Here is a 23,487-nt window from a genome sequence, read left to right as displayed (position 1 = left end):
CAACGGGTTCACACCGTCGCTGCGCTGCAGGCGGCCGCTGCAGCGATCACCCAGACAGCCTTCCCCGCGGACATGCCAAGTAGCAGTTGCACGACTCGTTGGCCGCCGCGGTCCGGATCGTCAACGACAAGGACACCGTCGCCGCCATCGCGGACGGATAGCAGGGCGCCGGGTGGGGCCTCCTATCGATCGTCTGCGTCCTCATCCCTCACTACCTGAGGATCAACGCCAGTTCTCCTCGCCAAAGTGGTGGGGCGACCGGATGCAACGCGAGTTCTGCACTGGCCCTTCGGTACGACCGCGGGTTCGCGTGCTCGCGGCCACAGGAGACGTCACCATTTGCGGCCAGGCTCCTGGGGTCAGGACAACCAGTCCAACGGCATCGGAGCATCTTCGGCACCCGGTATCCCGGCCAATAGGACAGCCGACGGGGCATCGTCATCGACAACATCCGCGAAGGTGTCTCCGCGCTCAACGTTGTGTCGGATCACACGCATGTGCACGTCTGCGGGCGCAGCACGGCAACTACACCGGCTAGAGCGCAGTCACCCTGTTGGACACGCCGGGCGCGATTGCCGCCTCCCCCTCACACCCCCAACCGCCGCGCCACATCCTCTCCCCCGACCTCCCGCACGAACTCAGGATCCCCGCACACCACAAGCTGATCCCGCGCCCGCGAAAGCCCAACGTACAAGCGCTCTCTCGACCGGTCACGAGGTTTCGACTCGTTCAGGGCCAGCACGATGACCCGCCGCTCCAAACCCTTGAAACCGAGAACGTGTCCGTAGAACACCTGCTCGTCGTCCCAGAAGGTGTTCCAGTACGAGATGCTGCCGGCGTCCTGCCGTTCCTTCTGCTCGGGATGACGGCTGCCGGTGGTCAATAGCGCGATGTCTTCGGGTCGCCAGCCCTCGTCGAGGAGTAGGTCGATCTGATCGTCGGCAGCGTCCATGGCCTCGTCCGAGTGACATGCGACGAACCGGACATCGGGTCCTTCTCCGCCACGCAGTTGCATGCGGTGATCGGCGAGCGGGCTGAAGGCCGTGGCGATCTGACGGGTGTTGCGCAGGTTGTGGTCGAGCACCAGCGGTACCAACGGGACCGGTGGCGAGCCCTGCCGGTCGAAGACTCGTTGCGCCTGGTCGCTGAAGACGTAGATGCCGCCGGTGTCCGGGTCGCGCAGGCACGCCAGCATCGGCTTCCACCATTCATCGGCGAAGTCCTGGGCCTCGTCGACAACGATCGCATCGAAGCGACGACCCGGGTCGAGCTGTTCGGCGAGTTCAAGCATCTGGTGCGGCAGGGTCTTCTCCCAGAACTCGGCAGTCTCCTGGGTGCGTTCCTGTTCGTCGGGTCCCTCCGCGGCACCCCATTGGATACCCAGAGCATGGAACTCGCCGACATAGGCCGGCCGATCCCGCCGCTTCCATGTGGCGGTGATGCGTTCGAGGTAGGAGGCGAGGCCGTGGGAGTAGCAGACCAGCGCGACCCGCTGCCCAGCGCGCGACAGCCGCCGGGCCTGTTCGAGCGCCAGGAACGTCTTACCACTGCCCGCGCCGCCGCGGATCTCCACCCGCGAAAGCTTCTCGATCGCGCCGAGGATGACGGCCTGGTGCGAGGTCAATGCGTCTGCGTGGTCTTCGTTTTCGAGTGCCCGGGCCACGACGTCGCGTTGGGGGAGCCCCCGACCACTCAGCGTTCTGCGGAGTTGGGTCATACCGGTCGTGTCGATGGTCGGCAGGTCGCCGCCTTTCTTGAGCAGCACGTTGCGGACCAGCGGCATGAGCTGATCGAGCTGGGTGCGGTCGATGATCTTCCACCGTGGGCAGTCCGGCAGTGAGAAGTCGGCGGGCACCTCGGAGTGCGGCAGCACCACCATGTGGTCCCAGCGGATACGGCCCTGCGTCCACTCGGGATCGTCCTCCACATAGTTCCGCAACGCGTAGCACGCGCCTCGCGCCTGCTCGACCGGGTCGATCCGCTTCGGCGGCTGCCCGGCACGCGACTGCCACCAGCATCCGTCGTCGTGCCACACCTCGCCGCCCTTGACCTCCAGGCACATGATGCCGGCACCGTCGATGGCCACCACCATGTCGATCTCGTGGTCCTTGTCGTGGTCGGTGACGCGCTGGCCGTGGATGATCAGATCATCATCGAGGAGCTGCTCGGTGAGCAGCTTCCAGATGGCTTCCTCGCTGGTGGAGGCGAATCGGGGTTGCGACGGGACTTCGTGGGGCACGGGGTGACGGTATCGTCTCGGTGCGACCTCAAACGCCCAAACTCTACGAAGCCACACGTAGCGACGCGTACGTTCGGCAAATGGACGACCAGATGATCGCGGAGCTGTCCGAAGCTCGATCCCAGTACCCTGACGAGAATGCCGACTCGCCGTACGACGAAGTCTTCCTCGAGGTGATCGCGCGCGCCGAGCAGTCCGGCGAACTCGGCAAGTCCGACATCGGTGCCCTGATGCTGTGGAAGCGACTCAACCTCAGCACCCGCTGGGCGACTGAGCTCAACCAGACACCCGACGCCAAGGTCCGTCAACTGACTCGTGACGCAATTGCACGCGCTCGCGATACGTCCTTGGCAACCGGTGAGGCGGCCGGTCAGGCGCGCACCGCGCTCTTGCACCTTCCGGGGTGCCGCAACGGCGCAGCAATCGCCTCGACGATCATTGCGGCAGGCGCGCCCGACCGGATGGCGGTGTACGACCGGCGCGCAGCCTCTGCTCTCGTAACCCTCGGCCACGACCACCCGAACGGCTTCTACCGCGCCTACATGACCAGCGTCGCGGAACTGGCAACCGAGATGACGGAGAAGACGGCACAGCCCTGGTCGATCCGCGACATCGACAAAGCCCTGTTCATGCATGCGGGCGTCATGGACTGATCGCGCAGGGGCTGTCGTCACCGACAGCGCATCGACCGCATTCGCATTCAGCGGCCTCTATAGCTTCATGGAGCAACGGGATGGCTCAACATTCAGCTGTTCGAATGACGGGCCGGCGCTGTCGCAAAGCCAGTGCTCAATGCGAAGATCATCTCGTTCGTGCGGCTTGATGGTCAGGAGAAAGCCTGTGTTGAAGCGTTGGATCGCCGGAATTGTTCTTGCTGGCGCAGTATCGATTGGCACACCGGGTATCGCACAGGCCGTGTCGCCGTTGGAGCTCAACGGTTCGGTGACTGACGCAAGCAGCGATATCGAGGTCGCCGAGTACGCATACCGTGACTTGACGATGAACCGTCTGTCACACGATGAGGCCATCGAGTACGCCGCGGGCTACAAGACTGCCGTGCAGGCCACAAGGTCGCTCAACGCCCATCTTGGTCGATACTGCGCAGCCTCGCGCCTGATCAGCAATGCGCTATCTGACCAGGGCTACAACAGTGCGACGATTCAGAACTTCTACTACCAATCCGGCTGCATGGGGGCTCCTGCGGTGACGCACCAGGGGCCGAAGTCGTAGGGCCGCCCTGGCGAAGTCCGCAGCAACCCCGACGTTGAACCTGCTCAACAGCGGCCCTGCGACGGCGCAGTCTCCTAACTCGCAGCCCGGAATCGCTCGTAACTGATCTCGAGTAGTTGCCGATCGGGTCGGTCGCGCCGAGACTTCGGCACCACCATCAGTTGCTCGCCGTGTCTTTCCTTCAGCCCATACTGGAGCATCGGCCCGTCGATCTCGTCAAGTAGGTCTTTACGTATCTCGACAACGTACTTGTCGGGCCGAATGCCTAAAATGTGCCTGTCGAACGCTGCATGGTGAATCTTGCACAGCGCCAGCCCATTGGTAACCGACGCGATGCCCGACTCGTGTGAATCCGGGACGATGTGCGCGGCGTCCAGCAGTTCACCGTGCTTGAGTGCGCATACAGCGCAACGAGTCTCGTAGGCACGCATAACGGTTGCCCGGAAGACGGGTTGGTGAAGACGCCGCTTCGACTCGACCTGCACGTAGCGCCGCAGTTGCTCGCTCTCCGGCTCGCCCGCACGCAGGATCTGCGCGACATCGTCCGGCGCGAGAATGAACTGGTGTTGCTCCGGCTCCTCCCGGACCACGTAGATGGGATAGACCGGCTTGTAGAGGGCAGTCCCAACTCCGAAGAACCAGATCAAGGGCTGCCCGAGTTCCATTGCCCGACGAAGCCCGCGATTCTCCGGATGGCTCGGGTCGTCGCCCCGCCACTTGTAGGTAATTGAGCCGTCGTCAGCGATCTCGTCGGCGTACGGCCGTCGCGCCTCGTCCGGGCTGTAGACCGTACGGATCGAGAGCGCACTTTCAAGCTCTCTCGGCTTTCGAATTCCACGCTGTGCGTCCATGAGTCGAAAGGGACTGCCGTTGAAGGAGAACTCCAGAAGCTCATCGGATCGGATGGCTTCAAGCCCATCCTGCGTACGCCTCGTGAGCCATCCCATCGCTTCCAACCGCAGTTCGCGATCGAACTCCTCCTGCGCCGTCACCCGTGCAACCTCCTCGCCACTACCGCCGCCGGCCCCACCCGACAGAACACCAATTCCAACCGAGTCACTCGCTCCCCCGTCGCATTCCGCAGCAAATCCGCGTAGATCGCCAACTGCGCCCAATACGCCTCGAGCGTATGCGCACTCACGCCAACATCGGTCTTGTAGTCCGCGATCACAAGCCCGCCATCGTCGTCCCGGTACACCAGGTCCGCGATGCCCTCGACGACCGTTGCTCCGTCGGGCCCCAGGCCAGCGAGCTGCATCTCTTTCCAATGCTCACGTACGGCGGCTCGCTGGACGGGTTCGGACTCCAGCGCGGATCGTGCCAACGCGACAAAGTGCTCAACGTCGACGATGCCGGCCACGACCGCGGCACGACGAGCGGTGGTCTCGAAAGCGTCGTCGATCGGCGCACCCAGCTCGATCAGCTCGAGCACCGCGTGCAGCGCCGAACCCAGAGATGTACCGCTGTCCGTGCTCGCCGTGCCTGCCGAAACCCGTTCTTCTGCAGGCACAGTCAGGAGACCAGCGCCGCGATATCCCTCCAGCAGGGCAACCTCTGCACTGTCCTCACCATGCACGATCCGAGTCGCCGAGTAGGACGCCCGCAACGCCGAAGTCACCTCGATCGCGGCCGTCTCCGCCGACCACTCGTCCCACGACTGACGCTCGAACTGCTCGATCGGCTCGTCGTCACGCCGCACAGGCTCGATGAGCGCCGGCACCGAATTCGACAGACCGTCGATCCCAGGCGCAAGCGTCGCACCCCACGACGCACCTTTGCCCACGTACCCGGACACCGCGAGATGACTTTCCGCGCGGGTACACGCCACGTAGAGCAGCCGCTTCTTCTCGGCCTCCGCGTGATCCTTCTCCGCGGCAGCCGCCGCCTTGTATCCCTTCGACATCACCGATTTCGACGCGCACGCCTGCAGCGTGCCGTCGTCATCCCACAGCAGCGGTTCGGGCAGGGTGCGGAAGCCACCGCTCATCCCAGCAACCACCACCATCGGGAACTGCAAACCCTTGGCAGCGTGAATCGTCATGATGCGCACAGCATCCACGCCGATCTCCGGGAGAACAGTTTCGGCAACGCGCGCGTTCTCGTCGGCTTGGGTGTCGGCCCAGTCGATGTAATCGCGCAACGATCCGCGGTCTTCGGCGTACCAGGCACGCGCTTGATCGATGACGAACCGAAGCCGCCGCCACACGTCGCGATGACGGGGCGAGTCCATCGACACCTCAAAGACCCGGCGGTCGGTCGCCAACCGGCTGAGCAGCGCACCCGGATTCAGATCGCCGAGCCCGAACGACAGCTCCCGCAGGTACGCGTACGCGGCCGCCACCGGCGAGTCAGCCAATTCATCCGTAGGCGGCGTCGCGTAGATGCTCCACCGCCCGTCCGCAGCTTTCCAACGCAGCAGATCATCGTCACCGCAGCCGAACAGCGGGGTACGCAAGGCGGCGACCAGCGCGGCTTCATCGGCGGTGTTCGCCAACGCCCGACAGGTCACCAGCAGGTCGTGCACCTCTTGCGTCGAGTACACGAGACTCGATGCTTCCGAACGAAACTCGATACCCGCCGCGTCGAGGCTCTTCTCAAGAAACGGCAGCACTGTCCGCGACGGGATGAGGATGCAGATGTCTTTCCATCGCAGCGCGTCGTGCCGGTAGGTACTGTCGTCGTCGAGCGACTCTCTGTGCCAGCCCTTTTCGACGGCGGTGGCGATAATCCGCGCGACATCACGGGATTCGCGTGCCCGGATAGCTTCGGCGGGTGAGAGGGAGTCCTCGTCGTCAACGGGTTCGTCGTTGTCGGGAAACACGAAGGGGTGTGGACCCCAATCGAGGTCCCACCTCGGTCTGCCGGGCGCGGGATGCAGCGGCGTGTAGGACGGCTGGACGTGGTCATCCGCGACGATGAGCCGCCCGAAGACCGTGTTGATCCAGTCGATGACCGGTCGAGTGGAGCGATAGTTGGTGGTCAGTTGCACGACGTCGGCGGCCGGGGTGCGGTCACGAGCAGCCAAGTAGGCAGCGATGTCGGCACGGCGGAAGCGGTAGATGGACTGCTTCGGATCACCGACGGTAAACAGTCGACCCGCTTCGTCGTGGCCGGCGACGATGCGCTGCGCCAACTCGAGTTGCAGCGGGTCGGTGTCTTGGAATTCGTCAAGCAGCACCCGCTGGTAGCGGTCGTGCGCGGCTGCGGCGACGTCGTGTTTGCCGAGCACGTCGCGGGCGAGCACGAGGAGGTCGTGGAACTCGAGCTGTCCGCTGCGTTGTCGTTCGCACGCTTCGTCGAGGACGATCTCGGACAGATGCCGCACCACCACACGAACAGCGCCGTCGATGTAGGTGCCAACGACGTCGGGGCAGATCTCGTCGCGCAACGCCTTGATGAACCCTTTGATCTCCTTGACCTGCGCCGCACCGCCGTGCCAGTTCTTGCCAGCACCACCGTTGCCGGGTCCCGGGCACAGCGCCGCCATGGGAATCCAGCCGGTCGCATCCCGCTCTGCTGCAACGAGAATGCGCCATTCGCGGATCTTCCCGAGCTGCTGGGCCAGCTTGTCGTCCGGGTCGCTGCAGTCGTCGATCCTGTCGGTGATGGTGTCCGCTTCCCAAAGGATGCGATCGATGTCGGCGGGGGCGATGCCGTGTGGGTTGTCGTCGAGGGTGAGGCGGTCCCAGTTGCGGTCGAGCGCGTCGGCGAGTCCACGCATCTGGTCGAGTGAGGCGCCGGCAGCCATGATGATGCCCATGGCGTCCACCAGCATGGGTGGGGCGGCGTCCGTGAAGAGGCGGGTGCGCATGCGGCGCCACCGTCGTTCGAACGACAACTGCGAGCCCATCGCGTCGACGACAGCGATGCGCGGAGGTACCCCGGCTTCGAGGGGGTGTTCGCTGATGATTCGGGCGGCGAAGGCGTGCAGGGTGCCGATGGCGGCGGTGTCGATCTGTTCGAGCGCGGCGTGCGCACGTTCCGTGTCGTTCTTGGCGAGTTCGACGCGGACGCGTTCGCGGAGTTCGGCGGCCGCTTTCTCGGTGAAGGTGATGGCGGCGACCTGGTCGAGGTCGATGCCGTCCTGCAGCACGAGTCGGCAGATGCGGCCGACCAGCGAGTGGGTTTTGCCGCTGCCGGCGCCGGCTTCGACGAACAGGGTGGCGGCGGTGTCGGTGGTGATGCGGTCGCGGGCTGCTTGGTCGGCGAGGGGCTCGGTGGTCATGTCAGCCTCCGTACTTCCGTACGTAGTCGGCGATCTCGTCGACGCCTTCGAGAGCGGCCCAGGCGCGGCGCAGTCCGGCGCGGCCGAGGAGGTCGATGACGGGTAGTTCCCAGTGGGTGTCTTCGATCTTGGGTGGGAAGTGGCCGGCGCGGATGGATCGGTGGACAAGGTCCATGTCGTCGATGAGGGTGGCGATGACGTCGTCGGTGATCGGGTAGCCGATGGAGTCGAATCTGCCTTTGCTGGTGACAAACCAGTAGCGGGCTTCGACGTCGTCGCCGAGGGTGCGCGCGAACAGGCCGTAGACGGGGAGCTGGAATTGCAGTCCAGAGTTGGTCGGCGTGAGGTTGGTGAGATCTCGGTACTTGTCGCTCTTGCCGGTCTTGTAGTCGGTGACGCGGATGCGGCCGCCGCTGTGTCGGTCGATTCTGTCGATCTGCCCGCGGAAGCGGATGCTGTGGTCGCCGAGCGTCAGGGTGACCTCGGGATCGGTGCCGGTACCGGTGCCGAAGTTCTGTTCGGCGTGGGTGGGTTGCCAGCCGTCGGCGTGGTCGTTGTGGTCATGGCCGAACCAGTCGTCGAGGTCGCGCACGATGGCGCCGCGGTCTTTGGCCCAGAGTTGTTCCAGCCAGCCGGGACTGTCGGCCTGAGCTTCGTCGAGCACCTCCTGGGCCACAAGGTGCAGGCGGCCGACGTCGAGTTCGGCGCCGTCGATGGTGGCGAGGACGTAGCGCTCGAGGATGGTGTGAATGAGGGTGCCGCGGGTGAGGGCGTCGATCTGGGCGATCTCGTCGGGGTCGGCGAGGGCGCGCAACCGCAAGATGTGTTCGAGGAAGTACTGGTAGGGGCCTTGCACCCAGAGTTCGAGCCCGGTCGGTGATACCGGGTGGTCGAAAGTGGTGATGAGGTCTTTGACCGTCGACAGATTGCCGTTGAACCGGGTGAAGCGGCCATTGAGGCGGTCGCTGCGCATTGCCATGCCGAGGTTGATGATTGGGTCGTGCAGGGTGCCGCGGCGTCGGTTGGCGGGCACGGAGGCGAGTTCGCGGAGCCGCCATTCGGTGTCGGAGGCGGCGGATGCGCCGATGCGGTCGTCGGCGCGTTGGGCGGCGACGTCGAACGATTCGACCGCAACGATTGCTGGGCAATTCTCGGTCTCGCGTTGCCAGTTGACGACGTTGACGTCGCGGCCGGCGAGTTGAGCCATCGCGGGGATAAGCCAGCGCGAAGGCACCTTTTCGGCGCCGCCCCGCAGGTTGCCGCGGGGGAAGGTGACGATCCGTTCGGTACGGCCCGAGCTGACAGCACTGGCGAAGGCGAGGCGTTGGCGTTCCATGTGGTCGCGGGCGGTGATTCCGGTCAGCTCTGGCGGGAGCAACGGGTCGTCGCGTCGTGGTGTGGGGATGATGCCTTCGGCGGCGCCGATTGCGATGCTGACGTCGAGGTTGCGTCCGACGCCCGAGTCGATCGGCCCGATGGTGACGCCTGCTCCCGAGTCTCCGTGCATGCCTCGGTGAGCGGTGAGCCGAACCGTGACGGCGTCGAGGATGCGCGCTGCGCGGATCGCGGCGAGGTCGGCGGCGGCGTTGGGAGATGGGCTGGTCGTCGAGGTCGGGGCGTTGGATCGCGCCGTCAGCGAGAAGTGTGAAGAGTTCTCGTCGCGGCATCGTGTCGTGGTCGAGTTCCAGCAGACCGAGTAGCGCTCGGGCGGTGGGGCGGTCGACGAGGGCGTGGCATTCGGGTCCGGTGAATGCGATGTGGCCGGCAGTGAGGTGTTCGTGGAGTAGCGGCAGGTAGGGGTCGTCGCTGCCGTAGAAGATGCCTATGCGGTGACCGGGCACTCCGTTGGCGAGGTGCTTGCGGACGAGTCGGACGACGGCTCGGACCTCGTCGTCGGCGTCAGAGGTGTGCACGATTTGCGTCGGCGTGACGTCGACGGTCGGTTCGATGGTTTCGCCGCGCTTTTGGAGCTCGCGCAGGAGAACCTGTTCAGCGCGTGTGTTGGCAACTGGGTGGTAGACGATGATCGCGCCGAGCTCGTCGAGACGTTCGGCGGCGGCCGTGTAGGCCTCGTGTTGGAGGTAGTACGAGCTGGTGAGCCGGTCGGTGGCTGCTCGATAGATGCAGAGCAGGTCGGCGACTAGAGGGGTCGACGAGTCCATCGTCGGATTTGCGACGGCGGTGAGTTCCCAGGCCGCACTGGCGAGAGCATGGGCAGTGATCGGCTCATCGGCGACGTCGGCGAAGACGCCTGGTGCTTCGGCGAGAACGCGTTGGATCGCGGCTTCCAGGAGTGGGTACGGGAGTGCTTGCCGAGGCGCGAGAGCTGGGGTAGCGAGATCCAATACGGCTCCATGCAACGTGAGGACATCCGTGTTGACGACGGCGTGCGCTCGCGCTAATTCGTGAAGGACGTCGCGGCCAGCAGCGTGACTGGGGACGGCTATCGTGGCCGGGGCAAGTGGCGAACATGCCTTCAGGCGAGTGGCGACTTCCGTCAGGCGTGCGAGCGCGGTGGGCATGGGGTCATGATGCCTGCCAGGCCTGACATCAAGGTGGAGTTCAGTTCGTGTGGCCAATTCGGCGCGGTCGCAACTCAAGAAGAGGTACCTCGTTCTCCACAACATCTCTGGTCGCGTCAGCGACGCGTCCGATCCGAGGCGCACCTGCACTCGATGTAACGACCCACCGATCGCGAGTTCGCCGCGACCCTCAATCGACTGGCTCGTGTGCACTCCGATTCTCAGCGCCTTGTGCAGGGCGATCGCCCGGATGTCACCTCACCAGACGTCGAGCTGTTTGCCGCAGCGTCAGTCGCCATGGATCACCAGAGATATTGGGAAGACGATGACGCCGCCGCACAGAGGACGACTTCGACGAAGCGAAGATGAGAATGACGAGGACGAGTCTTAGGGCGATAACGGATCGTTCGCCAGCCGCGCCCTCAAATTGCATCTGCCCCACGAACTAATCGACGCGGTTCGCACACGACCTTATCGACGCGGTTCGCACACGTCTCAGCGCGATGGATACCAAATAGGCCACCGCCCTCGATCTCCTCGCAGCAATGTGATGAGTCGAATCTGGTCAGACTGCGTACAGCGCGCCGGCGTGTGCCCACACGCGCCGCAGGGCGTGACGGATCTCGTAGGTCGCGTCGCTGGAGTTCAGCGCCGGGTCACGCTCGAACTGCAAGTCCGCCAGAGCCACGGCGTAGGCGGTGAACGCGATCTCATAGATGAGCCGACGGTAGGTGGCCTCATCATCCGGTAACCCCTTGGCGGCCTTGACCACTGGATGGTCCAGGTTGATGATGATCTTCCGTTCGTCCTGCTCCCAGTGGTAACGGTCGTAGTCTGCGCCAAAGTGGTCGTAGTCGATGGTCAGACCACCGCGGGGACGGCGGTGACCCGCACCTGCCGGCGCGATCTTCTCATCGCCGTCGACGTCGGACTCTGCAGCCGGTGAGGCGTTGTCGCCACCGCTCTTCCCCCCGCCGCCACCACCAGGCGTGCCGCCTCCGGGTACAGGCTTGTCGACACTCTCGCCGCCGACACCGTCCGCGCGGCCGGCCTCCGTACCCTCCGGGACCACGACCTTGTCCGTCGGATGCTCTTCGTCGCCCCCCGATTCGCCGTCGACCGGGGTACGACGTCGGGTGTTGTTACCCATGCCCTCGATCTGTTCACGGAAGTCTTTGAGATCGGTGTTGAGGATCTCCTCAATCTTGTTCGTCGTTTCCTTGAGGCGCTTGCGATCCGCGTCTGCTTTCGCCTTCCGGCCCTCCTCCACGAGCTCCTGCCGAAGCTGTTCGAGACTGGCGCCGATGAAGGGGATGAGTGCCTGTACCACGGGATGCGCAGGATTGAGCTTCATGCTGCGGTCGTTCGTGTACGCGGCAACAGGATCATACTTTGCGTCGTCTAGCGCGAGGCAGTCGATATGACCAAAGAGGAGCTTTCCGTATTCCTTGGCGTCGACACCGGCCGTCTCGACGGCAACAAGGTTGTCGGTACCGATGGTGATCTGCACACCACGATGGCTGTCTTCGAGGGGTGCTGTTGCTGCCATCGCGGTGAGCTCGATGTCCCCCATTACAGCGGCTTGAGCCGGCGTTGGCTTGAAGACCTTGGTGATCGCGGGCTTCGGGCGCACGATCTCGCAGAGGCGGCCATTGACCGTGACAATCGGGCTCCCCTGGAATGCCGAAAGGTGGCGTTCGATGAGTGCGACGATGGGTTCCTTGGCCAGGCGGACGCTGATACCGCTGATCGTCACCGTCGTGCCGTTGGGGTTACCGGATGCGTCGACGTTGTCCTCGATGAACTCGACAGGGACCGAGGTGCCATCGGAGAGGTCGATGGCCTTGCGGGTGAGCTCAACCGTCTGTCGTTTGCCGTCCTTGGTGGTCGAGACCATCAGGCTCGAGCCAATCCCGTAGGCCGCCGACTTGCCGGTGCCGAACTTCCCTCGACCCGGAACGCCGACGCGGCGCTGCTGATTCTCTCCGTGCATGGTGAAGAAATGCTGGAGGTCCTCGCGGTCCATCCCGAAACCGTTATCCTCGATGGTGATCTTCTTGCCCGGTACATCGACAGCGACGCGAACATGCGGGACCACGTTCGGCTCGACGTACTGAAGGGAGTTGACCACGTACTCCCAGACGGCGGCTTCCGGCGTCTTGAAGAGTTGCGCGGACTGGAGGATGTCGCGGCCGACGTGGGATTTCACCACAAGGTTGCTGTTCATTCGTTGCCCTTCTGCTGGCGACCTACGGGTGCTCGAAGGTCGAGCGCGGCCGGTATCGCAGTCTTCATGAATGCTTCTATGTCGTCGTGGCCGCGCGTCAGCTCCTGTAGCTGCGCGGCTTTGCGTGTGCGGTCTTTGCTCGGGGTGTACTCGTCGATGCGGAAAACCCCTGCCGCCTGTCGGGAGTTGAACTCCTTGCCCTGACTCCACAGCCGGAAGGCCTCGGAGGTGCGCACCCGATTGACGGCGGATCCGGTCTCGCGGGTCTCGGCTCGCCAACGTTGCGTGGCCGCAGAAGTCGCGGCGATGGTGATCTCGCCGTCGCCGAGGAGGGTGCGGTTGGCCTCGATCCACGCGAGGCCGTGCGGTGTGAGATGCCAGCCGTTCTGCACCGATCCTTCGATGCGAGGGTTCTTCGCCTCGCCCTCATGGCGGAGCGTGGTGCGGACGGCGTCGAGATCGACGCGCTCCGGGTACTTCTTCCACCCGAAGGCGTCGCGGTCGATCGCGTGGGCCGCAATCGCGGCATCCTCGGTGTCGACCACAGTGCTGGCGCCGCCGACCTTGGCGAGCGCCATCACCGCCACGTCTTTCTTGGTCAGCCTCATCCGCCTTCTTTCGCTCGCACACTTACTACCGACTGAGACCCTCGCACACTTGCTACCCTGTGTCAAGATGTAGATGTGACGTCCACGCATGGCTCCGAGATCGACGGGCTGCGTCGTGCTGCGCTCGACGTCACTCGGAACTGGTCGTCGACCAAAGTGGCCATGGCCCTGCGAGCCACCGGCCTGGACACCGGCCGCGAAGATCGCGAGACTCTCGATGCCATCGCTGCCGATCTCGGCGTCTCGCGGGAGACCGTCCGTCGAGCGCGCAAGGACCTGCTCCGCATGATGGACCTGCCGGCGGGAAGCGCGAGCAACTCAGTGAGTTCGTCGCTTACGCTTCGGGCGCCTCGAGAGCCGTCGGCCGACTCACCCGCTACCGCCCGGGCGGTTCGTCGACTGCTCACTATGACCGGCCCGCTCCCGTACGACGAGGTCCTCAACGCCTGGGCACGGGCAGGGGGCAAACCGCCGTACTCACCGCTACCCGACAACATCGACGCTTTTCGCGACTGGGCGAACGATGTCGGCGGGTTGACCGTTTCGGCCCGATCCGGCGCCGGCGAACCGCCTATCGTCGGTGCAGTGCCCCCCGAGGACCTGGATAAGGTCGGCCGGTTCCTGTCGCGAGCCCTCACCAACGAGCCGGGTGGCGTCGATCGAGAGGTACTGCTCGATTCGGCCGAAGAAGCGGGGCTGAAGCCGACGACCGTCGCCACCGCTTTGAGCATGCACCCAGCAGTTACTCGGGTCAGTCGCGGACGGTGGGCGCTGCGGGGCCGGCGGCCTGCTGCCGCCGACGAGCATGTTCGAGCGACCGAGCCGCGCCGCACCGCGCGCAGCCGTCCGACGTCCTTCGCATGGAGCGCGGACGGGTCGCTCCAGATCGAGTTCTCCGTTCCGCGCGGCCCGAGCCCAGTTGTCGCGGTGCCCCGAGCGGTGTCGGAGATCGTTGAGGGCCGCGAGTTCAGCGTCGCGTCGGTGACGAAGCCGACACATGTGACGGTGCGGAATGCGAGAATCTGGGGCTTCGGCCCGCTGCTCACTGAGATGGGTGTGTCTGCCGGGACCCGCGTGACACTGGCCCTGAACGTCCTCGCCGGCACAGCAGCCATCATGACCACAGAAGGGGAGGGCACGTCGTCATGACAGAGCCGACGTTCGAGGACGAGGTCGAGGCCGCGATCGTGCAGGCATACACGACTGCATTCACAAAAGCGCCATCCGAGGCCTGGCTCAAAGCCATGACCATGCGTGTCGGCACCGCCGGCGAGGCCGCGACGCTCGATGAAGCGGGCGCCGCGATCGGTGTCACCCGGGAGCGTGTCCGCCAAGTCGTGGCGAAGATCAAGCCGCACCTAGAGGGCGTCGCGGTCGCACAAGCAATGGAAATCGCCAATGTCCTCGTTGCAGATTCGCCGGTACCCGAACCGATCGGTGATCACCTGGCTTCGTTGGGTCTGACGCGTCCAACTCTCACCGGTGCGGCGTTCCTCAACATCCTCGGCATCACCGGAACCTCACCCACCGGACTTGTCGGAACCGACCTTGTCTGTATGGACGGCTGGGTCGTCGAGGAGTCGGAGGTACCGCTGATGAAGGCGCTGTCGACAGCGAGCAAGCACACGAGCGCCCATGGCTTGACCACTGTCGAGGAGATCCGTCAGGACCTCGCCAGCCCCGGCATCCCGCTCGAATGCGCCGACATCGAGATCGTCCTCAGGCGCGAGCCGAGCGTCCGTTGGGCGGGAGAATGGCTGTGGGTTGAGAAGGACAACGATGGACTGCATGCCAACCGTCTCGTCAATACCGCGCGGTCGATTCTGTCCGTCAACTCCCCGCAAACTGTGGCCTCGATCCACGAAGGCGCGCGGCGCATGTGGAAGTTCCGCAAGATCGACGTACTTCCGCCCGTCGCCGCGATGACGGTGTTCTTCGAAGACAGTCCGTATTTCGTCGTCGACGGCGAACTCGTGCGGCCGGTGGAACCGCTCGACTATCACCACGTCCAGGGCAGTATCTCCGCCACGATGATCGATGTTCTCAAGGAGTCGCCGTACCAGGTGATGGACCGCCGGTCGCTGGAGGAGGCGTGTATTGACGCAGGTATTTCGAAGGGGACCTACGGGGTGTGGACCACCTACGCGGAGTGGATGGAGAAGTTCGGTTCCAATGTGTGGGGCCTCCGCGGCAGTACACCGAACCCCGCAGCGGTGCAGGTGATCCGACAAGCTGCGAAGGCACGGTCGATGGCGGAGCCGCGACGAAAGTCTTGGGCGTGGGCGCACGACGGTCGGATCGTCCAAACCATGGATGTCACAACCTCGTTCATGAACACAGGAGTGATGACGTTCGTCTCCGAGATCCAGAACATGCTCGCTGGCGATGCATTGAAGGTCGAGTTTGACGGAGCGACAGTCGCGACGGTGAAGCTTGGCGCCGAGCACACCTTCTGCTGGGGATGGTTTCCTGCAATCAAGGCCATGGGGACAAAGCCCGGAGACGTGCTGCGAATCGCGGTGGACGTTGCGGCAAGAACGGCCGAACCCAAGGTCGGTGGTCAGGAGCTGTGGACCTAAAATGAGGTGGCAGGTTCCCCACCCGAAGGTCGCTACAGTAGAAGCCGCCCACAGGTGGGGAATTTCAGTGAGCACACCTGGGGAACTTTCTTGAGCCTCGTCACTTGCGGACGTCTCCCAAGCCGGTTCCATGGCCTCTGCCACGACTCGACTCTCCCATCCGCGTCGGCCCCAGTGCGGCGCTTTCCATTGGTGGGAGGAGCCATTCGACGTCAGTCGTTCTCCCGTAACCGGGTGCCAGGAAGAACCTGGAGGTCGCCCACGACTCGCCCGTCGGATGGCAGTACAGGCGGTCGTCCGAGAACGCCGTCAACATCCGCGTAGTGCGCTCGCTACGTACTCAATTCGCTGAGTGGATACATGGCGCTGTCGCCGGTCCCCGATGTCGTCGCTTCGCTGTCGGTGCCTCGTGATCTACTCGATACCGTGACGCAGATGTTTCCCACAGAGGCCTACGAATCGCTGGCAAATGGTAACCAGGTCTTGCAGGACGGGACCTGCTCGGATAGCCCGCGATGATCCCATCGGAATCGCCCTTCTTCGACATTCCACGTACCGAATGGATTGCAGCCAATCGGTCTGCCTTCGCGGTGTTGGATGCGTTTCCTGTGAGCCCGGGGCATGCCTTAGTCATCTCACGACGACAAATCAGCGACTGGTGGCAGGCAACGGCGGAGGAGAAGGTCGACCTGTTCGCCTTGGTCGACGAGGTTCGGGCAACCATACTCTCGCAACATGCCGCGGACGGGTTCAACGTCGGGTTCAATGCTGGCCAGGCCGCCGGCCAAACGATTGACCACCTGCACATCCACGTGATCCCTCGCTACACAGGAGACATACCGGACCCACGAGGTGGAGTGCGGCACGTAATCCCAAGCCGTGGAAATTATCTAGCCCAGTCCGCGGCCAACGACTCCGATCTATCCCCTAGTTCCGCGGTCCTCATCGACGGACAGGTGCGACTTCTCCTCCCTGAACTCGTCGACCACCTGCGTCGCGCTACATTTGACCGAGTCGACATCGTGGTCAGCTTCATCAAAATGTCCGGGCTGAAGCACGTGCTGGGCGCTTTGGTCGATGCCCTCGACCGTGGCGCACAGATCCGTGTTCTCACGACCGACTACCTCGGCTTGACGGAGCCCCTGGCATTGGCGCGCCTGCTGGACCTCATGGAGGATTATCCGACTCAGCTCAGCGTGAAGATCTTTCACGATCCACAGGTAAGTTTCCATCCGAAGGCCTACTTGTTCTATTCTTCAACCATTGACGGACCCGAGTCTGCATTTGTGGGAAGCAGTAATCTCAGCGGTTCGGGACTGGCCGGAGGAATCGAATGGAATCTTCTCGTCGGTTCGATCTCGGAACTGAGAAGGCGCTTCACGCTGCTGTGGTCTGACGAGCGATGCGAACCGCTCAGCGACCGCTTCATCCTCGACTACAGACCAGCACCACCACATGTGCCCGAGGACGTCGAAGTTGCCGACCAACCCGACGAACCACCGTCCCCACGACCAATCCAAGAGGAGGCGTTGGAGGCACTAGCCCGTACCAGGGATGCCGGATTCCACGCAGGAATGGTCACTTTGGCAACGGGTTTAGGGAAGACCTGGCTGGCTGCTTTTGACGTGGCGGAAACGGGCACTCGGCGCGCACTCTTCATCGCTCATCGCGAAGAGATCTTGCGGCAGAGCAGAGATGTCTTTCGCCAGACCATACCGACTGCGACGTTGGGTCTGTACTTCGGCGGCGAGAAGCAGGCCGACGCAGACATCGTATTCGCTTCGGTGCAAACGCTTTCACGCAATCTCGACCGGTTTGCACCGGACGCCTTTGACTACGTCGTCATCGATGAGTTCCACCATGCTGCAGCCGTCACCTACCGGGCTGTGCTGGACCACTTTGTCCCGCAGTTCTTACTCGGCCTCACGGCCACACCTGATCGGATGGATGGTGCGGACCTGCTCTCGCTATGCGCCGACAACCTGGTATTCGACTGCGGACTCGTCGAAGGTATCCGGCGATCCGAGCTTGTACCGTTTCGCTACTGGGGTGTTCCAGACCCAGTTGACTTCGAGCCAATTCCTTGGCGAAATGGCAAGTTCGATCCCGCGGCACTGGAAGCGGCCATCGAAACACAGGAGCGCGCCCAGGCCGCATTCGATGAATGGCAGACCCATCGCGGCGCGCGCACACTGGCATTCTGTGCGTCACAGCAACACGCCGACTTCATGTCCGAGTACTTTCAGGATCGCGGTATCCGATCTGCATCGGTTCACAGTGGCCCGACGAGCGCACCACGTAACGAATCTATAGATGCACTGCGCGACGGCGACCTCGACGTCGTGTTCGCTGTCGACCTCTTCAACGAGGGACTCGACGTACCCACCATCGATACTGTCTTGATGCTCCGACCAACTGAGTCGCCCATCATCTTTCTCCAGCAACTCGGTCGAGGACTGCGCACCGTGGAAGGAAAGAGTGAACTCACCGTTGTCGACTTCATCGGCAACCATCGTTCGTTCTTGTTGAAACCTCGAACGCTCCTGAGCCTGAGCCAGCGCGACGCTCCGACCACTCTGCAGGTGTTGCAGGCCATGCAAGAGGGGGACTTCGGCCTACCCGACGGGTGCTCGGTCGACTACGAACTCACCGTCGTCGACATGCTTCGAACGTTGGCGCGCACCACCCCGCGGGATGCGATCGAGGAATACTGCCGCTCGTACTTCGAAGAGGAGGGCCTGCGCCCAACCGCTGCCCAGGCATTCCGCGCCGGCCACGATCCATCAGCGGTCGTCTCCAGACACGGTAGCTGGTTCGCATTCCTCCGCGCGATTGACCTGCTCGGCGACCGCGAGGCTGCCGCCTTTGAGGCGCATGGCGACACCCTGCGCGCGATCCAAGTCGAGAGCATCACGAAGTGCTACAAGCTCATTGCGATGAGGGCGCTACTGCACGACGGAACCTTCTGTGCCGGCGACGACGTCTCCCAAAATGCAGCAACCTCACGAAATCTACTTCTGACGGACCCTCGGCTATCCAGAGAAGTGCCGAGCAGCCAGTTCCCAGACCTCCGTGGCGCTCCGGCCGACAAATGGTCCCGGTACTGGCTGAAGTGGCCTATAGCGCACCTCACTGGTGCGGAGGGGAACAGCGCGCGAACGGATTTCCTCTTTCGCCTCGAGTCGGACCGAATCGTGCCCTCATTCACCATTGACACCGACATCCGTGGGGTGTTCGAAGCCATGGCAGCGGAGCTGATCGAGTACAGGCTTGCCCGGTACGTATTGAACGACGAACAGACTGCGACTCGGACTTGGACGTGCCGACTCGCGTTCGCCGACGGTGCCCCAGTCATCCGCCTCGATCGACGCAAGTATCCAGATCTGCCGTCCGGCACCGCAGAGTTCATTGCTGACGGCATCAAGTACGAAGGAACATTCTCTACCGGTCTGCTCGCGTTCGCCACGCGGGAAGGCGTTGCCACAAACGCCCTGCCGGACATGCTCCGAGGTTGGTTTGGACCTTCTGCTGGGCACCCTGGAACCGCCCATACTGTTGAGCTTGACCTTGCTGACGGAACATTGACGCTGCGGGCTGTATCTTCCCACTCCAGCGGCGTGGAGGTCGAGTATGTGCCACTGTTCGGCGACTATCGGTCGGCATGCGACCCTGTCGCCCGGCAGCGATCGGACACGTCGTTTCACACGGAGATTCCCGTCCAACACAAGCAAGGCCGCGATCTATCCCGATCAAACAACTTCGTGTGCTTCGCAGACGATCACTCTGTGAGCGCAGACGGCACGGCAATCCGGCACGGTGAGCCGCTACTGTTCGAGTGGATCACGGGCGGCTCGATGAGCGACTATGTCGACCAACCAGTGATCCTGGGCGCCGGTGGTGAAGCAGGGTCTTCGAAGGTGGCTTTGAAGGTCTTGCGGCGCAGGGCAGATGGATATCTGCTCGAAGCAGGCGATCCTGCCGCGCCCAGCGTCGAGCCGAGAACCGACATGCTGCCGGCTGCCCGCTTGATCACCACGCTCAACGAGGACGATCTCAACCCGCTCGCCGAGCGCATCGGTGAGCAGTTCAAGAGCATGGACGTGCCCGCCCTGTACGGCGAAGTATACAATCCCGGCAATTGGCGTTCGGGTCATGTGTCCCTGTCGGAACACGCGATCTTGTTCGTGACATTAGAGAAGCGCGCAGACCGGACCCAATACATCGAGCATTTCGAAGATACCGACCTGTTCGTGTGGAGCTCGCAGAATTCCACAAAACCGGAGGGAAAGAAGGGGCGGGAGATCCTCGAGGCGCCCCAGACCGGAAAGTCGATCGAGATTTGGATGCGGAGGAACTCAAGCGCTCCATTCACATACGTCGGTAGGGCTGTACCGCTCAGCCATGAGGGATCTCAGCCGATGTTGGTAACGTTCCGCCTGCTCACACCGCTGTCTGGCGAGCTCCAGAGCAGGTTCGCATTTGACAAGCACTACGGAGAGCAAGGTGATGCTGCGTCTATTCGGGACTGACTTGCGTGTGATACTCCCATCTCAAACACCCTGCAGTTCACAGGTCGTCGCGGAAGTCATGTATCCATCGACCGATGTCGTTGCTAGCGGAAGCGGGATCGCACTGCGGCTCACCCTCGTCGAAGAAGCAACATCGCTACTAGCACTCAAATACGCCCACCATGTGGCCGCGCTGATCGACACGGACGACCGTGATCGGTACGAGGATTCTCTCGCCGCGCAAGACAATCTGGCTCTTCCTGTTTCGCCAAAGCGTGACCCCAGCAATGCCTCGCGCATGAGCTACGAGGCCGCAGAGACCCGTGCGGGGTAGCGATGGGTGCAGCAACGACGCCGGACTTGCCTAGCCCAGGCAATATCGCGCCTCCTGGTTGATCTGTGCCCCTACTTCCCTTCCTCGAGCATTTCCGCTTTCAAGAGTTTCTGTTCATTCCTGGCAGATTCAGTTTTCTCCTTCCGGCTCGCACTGAATGCCGCCAACATATCGGATGCGATTGTTGTACCTCTTTCGCGTCCGACACCAGCGTAGGAGTCGAGAATATCCTTTCGGAGCGCGAGAAGTTCGCCATTCATTTGTTTGCGTGGCACTCCCGGAAGGAGATCGGGCGCCAACGGGATAAACATACACAATAGCGTCGCTGCCAATCCCGCCCAAAACATGATCGTGGCAATCGACGTAATCTCGGCACTGTCTACTACTACACCAGCAAGGCCGATGCAACCACCTGCAAGTGCCACAGTTCCGGCAGGAACAAAGACTGCATAGAATTGTCAGCGGACATGAAAAACTGCCCATGGGCGGTCACGAAAGTGCCCGCTGACGGCCAATAAGGACTGCCCACTGGCGGTCACGAAACTGCCCGTTGGCGGACACGATTTTGCCTGCACCTGTCTCATCCGACGGCGCGTCTGCGCTGTGCGGGCCTCTCCCGTGGTTTCGATGGCGATGCCTAGTCGTATCGAACTCACGCACGGGAGAGACCCTTCTTGAAGTCTGACGGAGAACTCATGGACATACTCAATGCCTACGACCTGACGGGGTCGTATCGGGCTGCTGCGCAGTTGTGCGGGTGCAGCCATCACACGGTCAAGCGGGCGGTGGACGATCGTGCTGCTGGGCTGGCGCCGGCGGTGCGTCGCGCCCGGTTGATCGACGATTTCCTGCCGCATATCGAGGGGTGGGTGCAGGACACGAACGGAAAGATCCGCGCCGACAAGGCGCACGAAAAGCTTGTCACTCTGGGCTATAGCGGCACTGAACGTACCACACGTCGTGCGGTGGCAGAAGTGAAAGCTTCATGGCGACTAGGTAATACGCGGGTACACCGTCCGTGGATCACCGAACCCGGGTTGTGGCTGCAGTACGACTTCGGTGACGGGCCGGTTGTTGATGGCCGCAAGGTCGTGTTGTTGGTGGCGTGGCTGGCGTGGTGCCGCTACCGGGTGGTCATCGCGCTGCGAGACCGCACCGCGCCGAGTGTGTTCGCCGGCCTGGACCGGGCGTTCCGCATCATCGGTGGCGCACCGACCTATGTGTTGACCGACAACGAGAAGACCGTCACCACCGGCCATATCGCCGGGGTCCCGGTCCGCAACCGCGACGCGGTGTCGTTCAGCCGCTACTACGGCACCACCGTGCTCACCTGCGAGCCGGCGGACCCGGCGACCAAGGGCGGGGTGGAAAACGCGGTCAAGCTGGCCAAGGCCGATATCGTGCCGACCGACACCAATCTGCTCGAGGCCTACGACTCGTTCGCCCAGGTCGTGGCGGCGTGTGAGCAGTTCATGGTCGAGGTCAACGACCGCGAGCACCGCACCACCGGTCGGCGGCCGGTGGAGATGCTCGCCGCCGAACGGATGCGGTTGCATCCGATTCCGCAGCTGCCGCATACCGCCGGGTTGGGGGTGACCCGTCAGGTTCCCAAGAACACGCCGATAATCGCCTTCGAACATTGCCAATACTCTGTTCCGGCAACACTGTTGGGTCAATCGGTGTGGGTGCGTCATCATCCGACCACCGACGAGGTGATCGTGTGTGCTCTCGATGCCGGCGGCCCGGTCGAGGTCGCCCGGCATGCCCGCGCCACTCGCGGGACCCCCGCGATCGACGACGCACATTTCCCCGGACATCAGCCGAAAACACCAGGCGACTATCGGATTCGGGCCCGCACCGCCGAAGAACAGACATTCCTGGCGATCGGCCAGGGCGCCGGGTTGTGGCTGAAAGAAGCCGCCTCCGTCGGTACCGAACGGATGCGGGAGAAGATGCGCCACGCCGTCTCCCTGGCCGCGCTGCACGGGGCGGCAGATGTGGACTGGGCACTGGGCAATGCCGCGGTGCATGGCCGCTTCGCCACCGGTGACCTCGACTCGGTCCTCGCCGCCAAAGGGCTCGACCAGACGCGGCATCACGCCTCAGAAACCACGTCCCTGGCCCAGGGAACGAAGGGATGGAACATGTTGGGCACCAACACTATCGATGAGAATGAGGCCACCGAGGAGGAAACACGATGACCGCCGCCACACCCGCACCCCACACCGTGCTGCCCCCAGAGGTCGAGGCATTGATGCGGCAACTGCGGCTCCCGCACGCCCGCGCCATCGCCGGCGATGTGCTCGCCACCGCCCGCTCTCAGCGCTGGGACCCCGCCGAAGTCGTCAAAGCATTGCTCGCCGAGGAATCGGCCGGCCGGGCCCGCTCCATGCTCGCCTCACGGCGCAAATCGGCGAACTTCCCCACCGGCAAGACCTTCGACGTGTGGGACGAGACCGCCTCATCGATCCCGGTACCCACCCAGCACGCCCTGCAAACCCTCGAATGGGTCCAGCGACGGGAGAACCTCGTCGTCTGCGGGCCCGCCGGCACCGGCAAAACATTCTTCCTCGAAGCGCTCGGGCAGAAAGTGATCGAAGCCGGCATGCCCGTGGCGTGGTTCAGCCTCGAGCAACTCGGCACCCTGGTGCGCGCGCACCGCGCCGACGACACCCTGGGCAAGGCCATCGCCAAGATCGTGCGTGCCGAGCTCGTCGTAATTGATGACGTTGGCCTGCTCCCCGTGGGTAGCGATGCTGCCGAGGGCCTGTATCGGGTCGTAGAAGCCGCCTACGAACGTAAATCCGTGGCGGTGTCCTCCAACCTGCACCCGTCGGGTTTTGACGAGCTGATGCCCAAAACCCTGGCGACCGCCACAGTGGATCGGCTGCTGCACCATGCTCACTTGTGCCAGACCAGTGGTGACTCCGTGCGCCTGGCCCAAGCACTCGCCGGGCAGGGGGTCACCGCCCTGAACTGACCATCCCCGGTGGCGGATCTGTGGGCAGATTCGTG

The 23,487-nt window shown here is 63.5% G+C and carries 17 protein-coding genes; 11 read left to right on the top strand and 6 right to left on the bottom strand.

The genetic code is table 11. The features are described 5' to 3' along the window. Nucleotides 1-586 precede the first annotated feature (586 nt). Nucleotides 587-2,239 (bottom strand): nuclease-related domain-containing DEAD/DEAH box helicase, encoded by a 1,653-nt coding sequence (locus tag AC4AMJ_RS25985; protein ID WP_489915709.1) that lies wholly within the window; start codon nt 2,237-2,239, stop codon nt 587-589. 80 nt (nt 2,240-2,319) lie between these two features. On the opposite strand from AC4AMJ_RS25985, the gene AC4AMJ_RS25980 reads away from it, so the two are divergent. Together AC4AMJ_RS25980 and AC4AMJ_RS25975 are read left to right on the top strand one after the other, a co-directional pair. After that, a complete protein-coding gene (locus tag AC4AMJ_RS25980; protein ID WP_489915707.1) occupies nt 2,320-2,892 on the top strand; it encodes a hypothetical protein in 573 nt (190 codons plus the stop codon). A gap of 187 nt (nt 2,893-3,079) precedes the next feature. Further along, nucleotides 3,080-3,469 (top strand): hypothetical protein, encoded by a 390-nt coding sequence (locus AC4AMJ_RS25975; protein WP_489915705.1) that lies wholly within the window; start codon nt 3,080-3,082, stop codon nt 3,467-3,469. A 74-nt stretch (nt 3,470-3,543) separates the two neighbouring features. Here AC4AMJ_RS25975 and AC4AMJ_RS25970 read toward each other — a convergent pair whose 3' ends face one another. From AC4AMJ_RS25970 to AC4AMJ_RS25960, 3 genes are read right to left on the bottom strand one after another with little or no spacing between them, the layout of a single operon-like run. Beyond that, nucleotides 3,544-4,461, bottom strand: a complete 918-nt coding sequence (locus AC4AMJ_RS25970; RefSeq protein WP_489915703.1) for an HNH endonuclease — start codon at nt 4,459-4,461, stop codon at nt 3,544-3,546. After that, nucleotides 4,458-7,694 (bottom strand): UvrD-helicase domain-containing protein, encoded by a 3,237-nt coding sequence (locus tag AC4AMJ_RS25965; protein WP_489915701.1) that lies wholly within the window; start codon nt 7,692-7,694, stop codon nt 4,458-4,460. Before AC4AMJ_RS25965 ends, AC4AMJ_RS25970 begins: the two co-directional genes overlap by 4 nt. Before the next feature lies 1 nt (nt 7,695). Next, a complete protein-coding gene (locus AC4AMJ_RS25960; protein WP_489915699.1) occupies nt 7,696-9,201 on the bottom strand; it encodes a PD-(D/E)XK nuclease family protein in 1,506 nt (501 codons plus the stop codon). A 13-nt stretch (nt 9,202-9,214) separates the two neighbouring features. Between AC4AMJ_RS25960 and AC4AMJ_RS25955 the strand changes: the two genes are divergently transcribed. The 3 genes from AC4AMJ_RS25955 to AC4AMJ_RS25945 all read left to right on the top strand — a co-directional run bounded on the left by AC4AMJ_RS25955 (nt 9,215) and on the right by AC4AMJ_RS25945 (nt 10,096). After that, nucleotides 9,215-9,394 carry a hypothetical protein gene (locus AC4AMJ_RS25955; protein ID WP_489915697.1) on the top strand — a complete coding sequence of 60 codons (180 nt, stop codon included), beginning with the start codon at nt 9,215-9,217 and terminating at the stop codon, nt 9,392-9,394. A gap of 129 nt (nt 9,395-9,523) precedes the next feature. Beyond that, nucleotides 9,524-9,838: a hypothetical protein gene (locus AC4AMJ_RS25950; protein ID WP_489915695.1), complete on the top strand. Its 315-nt coding sequence runs from the start codon at nt 9,524-9,526 to the stop codon at nt 9,836-9,838. A gap of 66 nt (nt 9,839-9,904) precedes the next feature. Continuing rightward, the gene (locus AC4AMJ_RS25945) at nt 9,905-10,096 is read left to right on the top strand and encodes a hypothetical protein (protein WP_489915693.1); all 192 of its coding nucleotides are present in this window, start codon (nt 9,905-9,907) and stop codon (nt 10,094-10,096) included. Between the two features lie 685 nt (nt 10,097-10,781). Here AC4AMJ_RS25945 and AC4AMJ_RS25940 read toward each other — a convergent pair. Next, the gene (locus AC4AMJ_RS25940; protein WP_489915691.1) at nt 10,782-12,443 is read right to left on the bottom strand and encodes an ATP-binding protein; all 1,662 of its coding nucleotides are present in this window, start codon (nt 12,441-12,443) and stop codon (nt 10,782-10,784) included. Continuing rightward, nucleotides 12,440-13,051, bottom strand: coding sequence for a hypothetical protein (locus tag AC4AMJ_RS25935; protein WP_223372938.1), 612 nt, complete (start codon nt 13,049-13,051; stop codon nt 12,440-12,442). The genes AC4AMJ_RS25940 and AC4AMJ_RS25935 overlap by 4 nt, the downstream gene beginning before the upstream one ends. Nucleotides 13,052-13,126: 75 nt before the next feature. On the opposite strand from AC4AMJ_RS25935, the gene AC4AMJ_RS25930 reads away from it, so the two are divergent. From AC4AMJ_RS25930 to istB, 6 genes are all read left to right on the top strand, one after another. Beyond that, a complete protein-coding gene (locus AC4AMJ_RS25930) occupies nt 13,127-14,200 on the top strand; it encodes a hypothetical protein (protein WP_489915678.1) in 1,074 nt (357 codons plus the stop codon). Continuing rightward, a complete protein-coding gene (locus AC4AMJ_RS25925) occupies nt 14,197-15,630 on the top strand; it encodes a hypothetical protein (RefSeq protein ID WP_489915673.1) in 1,434 nt (477 codons plus the stop codon). The genes AC4AMJ_RS25930 and AC4AMJ_RS25925 overlap by 4 nt, the downstream gene beginning before the upstream one ends. A gap of 515 nt (nt 15,631-16,145) precedes the next feature. Further along, the gene (locus AC4AMJ_RS25920) at nt 16,146-20,159 is read left to right on the top strand and encodes a DUF3427 domain-containing protein (RefSeq protein WP_489915671.1); all 4,014 of its coding nucleotides are present in this window, start codon (nt 16,146-16,148) and stop codon (nt 20,157-20,159) included. Between the two features lie 58 nt (nt 20,160-20,217). Continuing rightward, on the top strand, nt 20,218-20,472 hold the full coding sequence (locus tag AC4AMJ_RS25915; RefSeq protein WP_489915669.1) for a hypothetical protein: 255 nt from the start codon (nt 20,218-20,220) through the stop codon (nt 20,470-20,472). 674 nt (nt 20,473-21,146) lie between these two features. Then, nucleotides 21,147-22,673, top strand: coding sequence for an IS21 family transposase (istA, locus tag AC4AMJ_RS25910; RefSeq protein WP_489915667.1), 1,527 nt, complete (start codon nt 21,147-21,149; stop codon nt 22,671-22,673). After that, on the top strand, nt 22,670-23,452 hold the full coding sequence (gene istB / locus AC4AMJ_RS25905; RefSeq protein ID WP_489915665.1) for an IS21-like element helper ATPase IstB: 783 nt from the start codon (nt 22,670-22,672) through the stop codon (nt 23,450-23,452). Before istA ends, istB begins: the two co-directional genes overlap by 4 nt. Nucleotides 23,453-23,487 lie beyond the last annotated feature (35 nt).

The organism is Gordonia sp. LMA484, from assembly GCF_058129505.1.
This window is presented reverse-complemented; position numbering and strand designations above follow the sequence as displayed.